General features: G+C 71.5%; 6 protein-coding genes and 1 pseudogene. 5 read left to right on the top strand and 2 right to left on the bottom strand.

The features are described 5' to 3' along the window. A partial coding sequence (locus tag AOK00_RS30800; RefSeq protein ID WP_173861682.1) for a phosphatidylglycerol lysyltransferase domain-containing protein occupies positions 1-1,779 on the bottom strand: 1,779 nt, incomplete at its 3' end. A gap of 166 nt (positions 1,780-1,945) precedes the next feature. Between AOK00_RS30800 and AOK00_RS30805 the strand changes: the two genes are divergently transcribed. Next, a complete protein-coding gene (locus AOK00_RS30805; RefSeq protein ID WP_055603493.1) occupies positions 1,946-3,058 on the top strand; it encodes an alpha/beta hydrolase in 1,113 nt (370 codons plus the stop codon). 7 nt (positions 3,059-3,065) lie between these two features. Here the strand turns inward: AOK00_RS30805 and AOK00_RS30810 are convergent, their stop codons facing one another. Then, entirely contained in the window at positions 3,066-4,067 is a 1,002-nt protein-coding gene (locus tag AOK00_RS30810; RefSeq protein WP_055603494.1) for an ABC transporter ATP-binding protein, read from the bottom strand. Between the two features lie 143 nt (positions 4,068-4,210). Between AOK00_RS30810 and AOK00_RS30815 the strand changes: the two genes are divergently transcribed. From AOK00_RS30815 to AOK00_RS40830, 4 genes and pseudogenes are all read left to right on the top strand, one after another. Further along, positions 4,211-4,897 carry an ABC transporter permease gene (locus AOK00_RS30815; protein WP_055603495.1) on the top strand — a complete coding sequence of 229 codons (687 nt, stop codon included), beginning with the start codon at positions 4,211-4,213 and terminating at the stop codon, positions 4,895-4,897. Between the two features lies 1 nt (position 4,898). Further along, positions 4,899-5,600 carry an ABC transporter permease gene (locus tag AOK00_RS30820; protein WP_055603496.1) on the top strand — a complete coding sequence of 234 codons (702 nt, stop codon included), beginning with the start codon at positions 4,899-4,901 and terminating at the stop codon, positions 5,598-5,600. A gap of 6 nt (positions 5,601-5,606) precedes the next feature. Then, entirely contained in the window at positions 5,607-6,614 is a 1,008-nt protein-coding gene (locus AOK00_RS30825; RefSeq protein ID WP_173861683.1) for an ABC transporter substrate-binding protein, read from the top strand. A 294-nt stretch (positions 6,615-6,908) separates the two neighbouring features. Then, positions 6,909-7,328 (top strand): annotated as a pseudogene (locus tag AOK00_RS40830) (hypothetical protein); the annotation flags it as partial.

Here is a 7,328-nt window from a genome sequence, read left to right on the forward strand (position 1 = left end):
GGCGGGGCGCCTGCGGGTGAAGGGGCGGGGCAGCGCGAGGTTCACGAAGCCTTCGGCCTGCATGGCGGCGAAGCCGATGCGGGGGAGGTCGCGGCTCTTGCGGTAGACGACGAATCGGGGTTCCCAGCGGGGCTGGAACTTGGCGTTGAACTTGTACAGCGACTCGATCTGGAACCAGCGGGAGAGGAAGACGAGGAGTCCGCGCCAGACGCGCAGGACGGGTCCGGCGCCGATCTTCTCGCCGCGGGCGAGGGCCGAGCGGAACATGGCGAAGTTGAGGGACACGCGGGCGATGGCGAGGCCGGGGGAGGCCTGGAGGGCGGCGACGATGAGGAGCTCGTTCATGCCGGGGTCGGCGGAGCGGTCGCGGCGCATGAGTTCGAGGGACATGCCGTCCGGGCCCCAGGGGACGAAGTGGATGATCGCCTTGAGGTCGCCGTAGACGGAGTCCGGGTCGTCACCCGCGTCGGTCTTGTGGGCGGTCGCTATCACGGCGTCGCCGTCGCCGGGGGCCCCGATGCGGCCGAGGGCCATGGAGAAGCCGCGCTCGGTGTCGGTGCCGCGCCAGTCGGCGGCGGCGCGGCGGACCTGTTCGAGTTCGGCGTCGTCGAGGTCACGGACGCGGCGGACGCGGGTGGTGTAGCCGTTGCGTTCGATGCGCTTGACCATCTGGCGGACGTTGCGCATCGCTCGTCCGGAGAGGGAGAAATCCGCGACGTCGACGACCGCCTCGTCGCCGAGTTCGAGGGCGTCGAGGCCGGTCTCGCGGGTCCAGACCTGGCCGCCGGTCTCGGAGCAGCCCATGACGGCGGGGGTCCAGGAGTGGGCCTTGGCCTCGTCCATGAAGCGTTCGATGGCGCCGGGCCAGGCCTCGACGTCGCCGATGGGGTCGCCGCTGGCGAGCATGACGCCGGAGACGACGCGGTAGCAGACGGCGGCCTTTCCGCTGGGCGAGAAGACGACGCCCTTGTCGCGGCGGAGCGCGAAGTGGCCGAGGGAGTCGCGGCCGCCGTGCTGGTCGAGGAGGGCGCGGAGCCGGAGCTCGTCCTCGTCGGTGAGGCGGGCGGCGGGGTGTTCGGGGCGGAAGGCGAGGTAGATGGTGGTGAGGGCGGTGAGCATGCCGAGGGCGCCGAGGGAGTAGCCGACGGTCCAGTCGACGCCGTTGCTGTAGCCGACGGGGCCTTCGACGCCGAAGAGTCCGTACAGGACGTGTTCCAGGCGGTCGGCGAGGCTGGGGTCGCCGATGACGCGGCGCGGGTGGGCGCTGACGATGACGAGGCCGAGGGCGATGGATCCGGCGCCCATGACGACGAAGTTGGCGAGTGCGCGCCAGCGGCTGCGGGGGTCGGGCAGGGCGGCGAACTCACTGCGGTGGCGCAGGAGGAGTGCGAGGAGTACGAGGGAGAGGAGGGCGCCGAGGACGGAGTGGCGCCAGACGAACTGGGCGGCGGCGCCGAGGGGGAGGAGGACGACGGCGGCGCGCCAGGCGCGGCGCTTGTGCCGCTTGAGGCCGTGGGCGAGGAGCAGCAGGAGGACGCCGGCGCTGAGGGAGAGGGCGGCGGAGAGGGGGCCGAGGGTGCCGGGGAGGACCTCTGCCATGGCGTGCATCCGGCTGGCGCGGAAGCGGGGGAAGACGCCGGCGGCGATGTCGATGAGGCCGATCAGGGTGCAGGCGGTGCCGACGAGCGCGGGGACCTTCTCGGGGCGGGGGCCGCGGAGAATCCGGCGTACTCGAACCGGAACCAATCCGGATTTGTCCCCATCTACTGTGACAGACATGGCTTCCCGTGCTTCCCGTGGTCCTGCGAAGGGTCCTTGACTCCGGTCGGGCCCTGCGGCGCGTTCGGCGGGCCGTTCCGGTTGGTGCGCCTTCTAGGACGGAGCCGTGCGGGGTCGGGTTCATCGGTTCACAGGAAATTCTCAAGAAAGAAGGCTCGGTCGTCCCATGGGTCTCACCAGCAACAAAGTCCTCGTGGTGGCGGTCGTGCTGGCCGTGGCGCTGTTCCTCGTCACGGTCTGGTTCTGGCCGCGGTTCGCGCGTCGTGGCTGGCGGGCGGTGGTGGGGCGGATCGGGCTGCTACTGGTGACGCAGGTGGCGCTGTTCGCGGCGGTGGGCCTGGCGGCGAACCGTTCCTTCCTCTTCTACGGCTCGTGGGCCGACCTGTTCGGGCAGGAGCAGGACATGGGCGTGGTCGTCGACCACGCGGCCGGTTCGAAGGACCTCAAGGTGATCGGTACGCAGGGCCTCGACGTGCCGGGCGGCGGCCGTCCGGCGACCGCCGGCCAGATACAGAAGGTCGTCGTGGCGGGGGAGCGGTCCGGGATCGTCTCGCAGGCCTATGTCTACCTGCCGCCGGAGTACTTCCAGGCCGAGTACGCCAAGCGCACCTTCCCCGCCTCGGTGGTGCTGACGGGGTATCCGGGCACGGCGGAGAACCTGATCAAAGGGCTGAGGTACCCGAAGACGGCCTACCTCCAGGCGAAGGAGGGCCGGATGCAGCCGATGATCCTGGTGATGCTCCGCCCGACGGTGGCGCCGCCGCGGGACACCGAGTGCGTGGACGTGCCGGGCGGCCCGCGGACGGAGACCTTCTTCGCGGAGGACGTGCCGAAGGCGGTCTCGGAGACGTACCGGGTGGGCACGAAGCCCCGCAACTGGGGCTTCATGGGGAACTCCACCGGCGGGTACTGCGCCCTGAAGATCGCCCTGCACCACCCGGACCGGTTCGCCGCCGGGGCGGGGTTCTCCGCGTACTACCGGGCGGCGGAGGACGTGACGACCGGTGACCTCTTCCACGGGGACGACAGCCTGCGCAAGCGGGGCGACCTGCTGTGGAGCCTGGACCACCGGCCGCAGGGCCCGTCGTCGTTCCTGGTGACGACGTCGAAGAAGGGCGAGGGCAACCGGCGGGGCACGCTCGACTTCATCAGGAAGGTGAAGAGCCCGGCGAAGGTCTCGTCGATCACGCTGGAGAGCGGCGGCCACAACTTCAACACGTGGAACCGCGAGATCCCGCCGGGGCTGGTCTGGATGAGCGGCAAGCTCAGCGCGACCTGACCCCCGCTCAGGAAGCCGGTGCCGGGGCCGACGCCCGGCGCAGGGCGCGGTGGACGCCCTCGGGGGTGAGGACGCCGAGCGGCCGGCCGTCGTCGCCGGTGACCGTGAGCCGGCCCGTGTCGTGCTGGAGGAGCACGGCGAGGGCGTCCTTGAGCGAGGTCCCGAGCGGGACGGGCTCGGGGGCGCCGTCCCGGCTCCCGGGCTTGCCCGTCGCCGCGGGACCTCCCGCCGGTACGGGTTCGAGGTCGGCCTCCGTGACAGGGGTGACCGCGAGCCGCTTCAGGCCGCGGTCGCTGCCGACGAAGTCCGCGACGTACGGGGTGGCGGGGGCGCCGAGGACGGTCGCGGGCGCGTCGAACTGCTCGATGCGGCCCTGCCCGTAGACCGCCATGCGGTCGCCCATGCGGACGGCCTCCTCGATGTCGTGGGTGACGAGGAGGACGGTCTTGCGGACGGTGGCCTGGAGGGCGAGGAACTCGTTCTGGAGGCGCTCGCGGACCACCGGGTCGACGGCGCCGAACGGTTCGTCCATGAGGAGGACCGGCGGGTCCGCGGCCAGGGCGCGGGCCACGCCGACGCGCTGGCGCTGACCGCCGGAGAGCTGCGCGGGGTAGCGGGAGCCGTAGACGGCCGGGTCGAGGCCGACGAGGTCGAGGAGTTCGGCCGCACGCGCGCGTGCCGCCGCCTTCTTCCAGCCGAGGAGGGCGGGGACGGTCGCGGTGTTGTCGAGGACCGTGCGGTGGGGGAACAGTCCGACCTGCTGGATGACGTAGCCGATCTTGCGGCGCAGCGCGACGGGGTCGACGTCGGCGATGTCCCGGCCGTCGACGAGGACACGGCCGGAGGTCGGCTCGACCAGCCGGTTCACCATCATCATCGTGGTCGTCTTGCCGCAGCCGGACGGCCCGACCAGGGTGACGAGTTCGCCCTCCGCCACCTCGAAGGAGAGGTCGTCGACGGCGGTGGTGCCGTCCGGATACCGCTTGGTCACGTGCTCGAACCGGATCATGGTTCCCCATTCTGGCCCCTGGATGCCGGGGGTGTGTGAAGGGCGTGTTGCCGCATTGTGGCGGGTCTCGGGGATTGTCGGTGGCGGGGGTTAGGGTCGTCAGACACGCGTTCGGAAGATCGACGACCCGGGGGGAGGGACGGATGAGCGCGCCGAACTGTCTGGTCACGAACGACTGGATCTGCGGGGAGTATCTGCGCACCCGCTCCCGGGAGTTGGGCGACGCCACGCTCCAGCATGTGGGAATCACGGCCGCGTCCGTGCTGATCGCGCTCGCCGTCGCCGTGCCGCTCGCGCTGCTCGTCCGGGCCAGGCCCCGCTTCGCGGGACCCGTCCTCGGGCTGACCACCCTGCTCTACACGGTGCCGTCGCTCGCCATGTTCTCCCTGCTGCTGCCCCTGTTCGGGCTCTCGTCGGCGCTCGTGGTCACCGGCCTCGTGCTGTACGCGCTGACGATCCTCGTGCGGAACACCCTCGCGGGACTCGCCGCCGTGCCCGCCGAGACGCGGGAGGCCGCCCGGGGCATGGGGTACGGCTCGCTGCGCCTCCTGTGGCAGGTCGAACTGCCGCTGGCGCTCCCGGTGCTGATGGCGGGGATACGGATGGCGACGGTCTCCACGATCGCGCTGACGACGGTCGGTTCGGTCGTCGGACGCGGCGGCCTCGGCAACCTCATCGAGGACGCGCTGCCCACCTTCTTCAAGGCGCAGATGCTCGCCGCCTCGGTGCTGTGCGTCCTGCTCGCCGTCGCCGCCGACCTGTTGCTCCTGGGACTCCAGCGGCTGCTCACGCCGTGGACCCGGATACGGACCGCGCCGGGAGGTGGGTGAGATGGGCGTGGTGACGGACGCCTGGGGCTGGCTCACCACCGGCGCGCACTGGGCGGGTGAGGAGGGCATCGGACAGCGGCTCGCCGAGCACGTCTACGTGAGCGGGGCGGCGTTGCTGATCGCCGCGGCGCTCGCGCTGCCGCTGGGCCTCTGGCTCGGCCACCTCGGCCGCGGCGGGGCCCTCGCGGTGAACGTGTCGAACGTGGGGCGGGCGATCCCCGTCTTCGCGGTCCTCGCCCTGTTCATGGTGTCCCCCCTGCGGAACGCCGGATACGTGCCGACCGTGGTCGCCCTCGTGCTGTTCGCGATACCCCCGCTCCTCACCAACGCCTACGTGGGGATGCGGGAGGTGGACGCGGCCGCGGTACGGGCCGCGCGGGGCATGGGGATGACCGGCGGGCAGCTGTTCCGGCAGGTCGAACTCCCGCTGGCACGGCCGGTGGTGATGACCGGCGTGCGCTCGGCCGCGGTGCAGGTGGTGGCCACGGCGACGGTCGCGGCGATGGTCGGCCAGGGCGGCCTGGGCCGGATCATCACGGCCGGCTTCGCCACCTACGACACGGCGCAGGTCGTCGCGGGCGCGGTCCTCGTGGCCCTGCTGGCACTCCTGGTGGAGGGCGTCCTGGTGGGCGCGGACCGGCTGCTCTCACCGAACTTCGGGCAACGACTCGATCAACGATTCGACCAACTGGGCAAACGCTGACTGGGGATGGGTGATCTCGTGAACAGGGTCTCGCGAATCGCGGGCGCGGTGCTGGGGACGGCGGCGCTGACCGTCGCGCTGGCCGCGTGCGGCGGCGACAGCCTGGAGGAGGGCAAGAAGAAGGGCTCGGGAAGCTCCGGGGGCGCCGGGAGCTCCGGCGGCGCGGAGAAGGGCTCGCTGGTCGTCGGCGCCGCGGCCTTCACCGAGGCCAAGGTGCTCGCCGAGCTGTACGCCCAGGCGCTGCGGGACGCCGGATACTCCGTGTCCGTCACCACGGTGAAGAATCGCGAGCTGTACGAGCCCTCGCTGGAGAAGGGCGAGATCGACGTCGTCCCCGAATACGCCGCGACCATCGCGGAATTCCTCAACGCGAAGGTGAACGGCCCGAAGGCGCCCGAGGACAAGCCGGTCGCCTCAGGTGACGCGGCGGCCACCGTCGAGGCGCTGCGGAAGCTCGCCGAACCGCGCGGTCTGAAGGTGCTCGCGGTCGGTGAGGCGGTCGATCAGAACGCCTTCGCGGTGACGAAGGAATTCGCCGAGAAGAACAAGCTGAAGACGCTTTCCGATCTCGGCGGTTCGAAGCTGAAGGTGAAGATCGCCGCCGGTGACGAATGCGCGGTGCGGCCCTTCTGCGCGCCCGGCCTGAAGAAGACGTACGGGATCGACGTGACCGGGATCGACCCCAAGGGCGTCGGTACCCCACAGGCCAAGCAGGCGGTGAAGGACGGGGTGGACCAGCTGGTCCTGACGACCACCACGGACGCCACCGTCGACAGCTACGGCCTGGTCTTCCTCGAGGACGACAAGAAGCTGCAGAACGCCGACAACGTGCTGCCCGTGGTCAACGCCAAGGACGCCGGTTCTCCTGAGATAGCCGCCGCCCTGGACAAGATCACCAAGGTGCTGACGACAGCGGATCTCGCCGAACTCAACCGCAAGGTCGACGCCGAGCGGGCGAAGCCGGAGGACGTCGCCAAGGAGTATCTGGAGACGAAGGGGCTGCTCAAGAAGTAGGCGTCGGGTGAGGGGCGTCGGCGCGAAACGGAACCGGAACGGTGGATATCCACTTCTGGTGACGAGAAGTGGCCAAGAGATTGCCGGGCCGACGCCCCACACGGCGCCTACGCACGGTAAATTTCAGGCCATGCCACGTGGACGCCACCGCCATTCCCCGCCTCTGCACAAGCTGCTGCCGCCCTCCGCGGTCGCCGGCGCCGCGGTCGTGTGTGCCGCGGCCGCCTGGCTGCCCGGTGAGCTGATCGTCGTACGGCTGCTCGCGGCCGCCGCGGCGGCCGCGAGCAGCCGTNNGCCGCCGTCACCGGTGCCGTCCTCATGCGCAGTTGGGACCGGAGCGCCGGACTGCGGGTCGCCGAACTCGACCGGGCCCGCACCGCCGACCAGTGGAAGTCCGAGGAACGGGTCGCCGAGCTGGAGTCCGACCTCGAAGAGGCCCGCGCGCTCCGCTCCCGGCTCGACGCGAAGCTCCGCGCCAAGCGGGTGGAGCTGGCCGGGCTCCGTGGTGAGCACGCCGATCTGCTCCGCCGGTACGCCACGGCCGAGACCGAGCGGGCCAGTGCGCTGGAAGGCGCCCGCGTCCTGGCGCTGGAGTCGGCGTCCGGTACGGCCGGCGACGTCAAGGCGCTGCCCGCCGGGGGCTCCGCGCCCACCCCCGAGGCCTACCGCCGCGCCGCCCAGGCGCTGCGCGACCTCCCGCGCAACGCCGCGGCC

The sequence above is a fragment of the Streptomyces aureus genome, assembly GCF_001418135.1.
GTDB classification, from domain to species: domain Bacteria; phylum Actinomycetota; class Actinomycetes; order Streptomycetales; family Streptomycetaceae; genus Streptomyces; species Streptomyces aureus_A.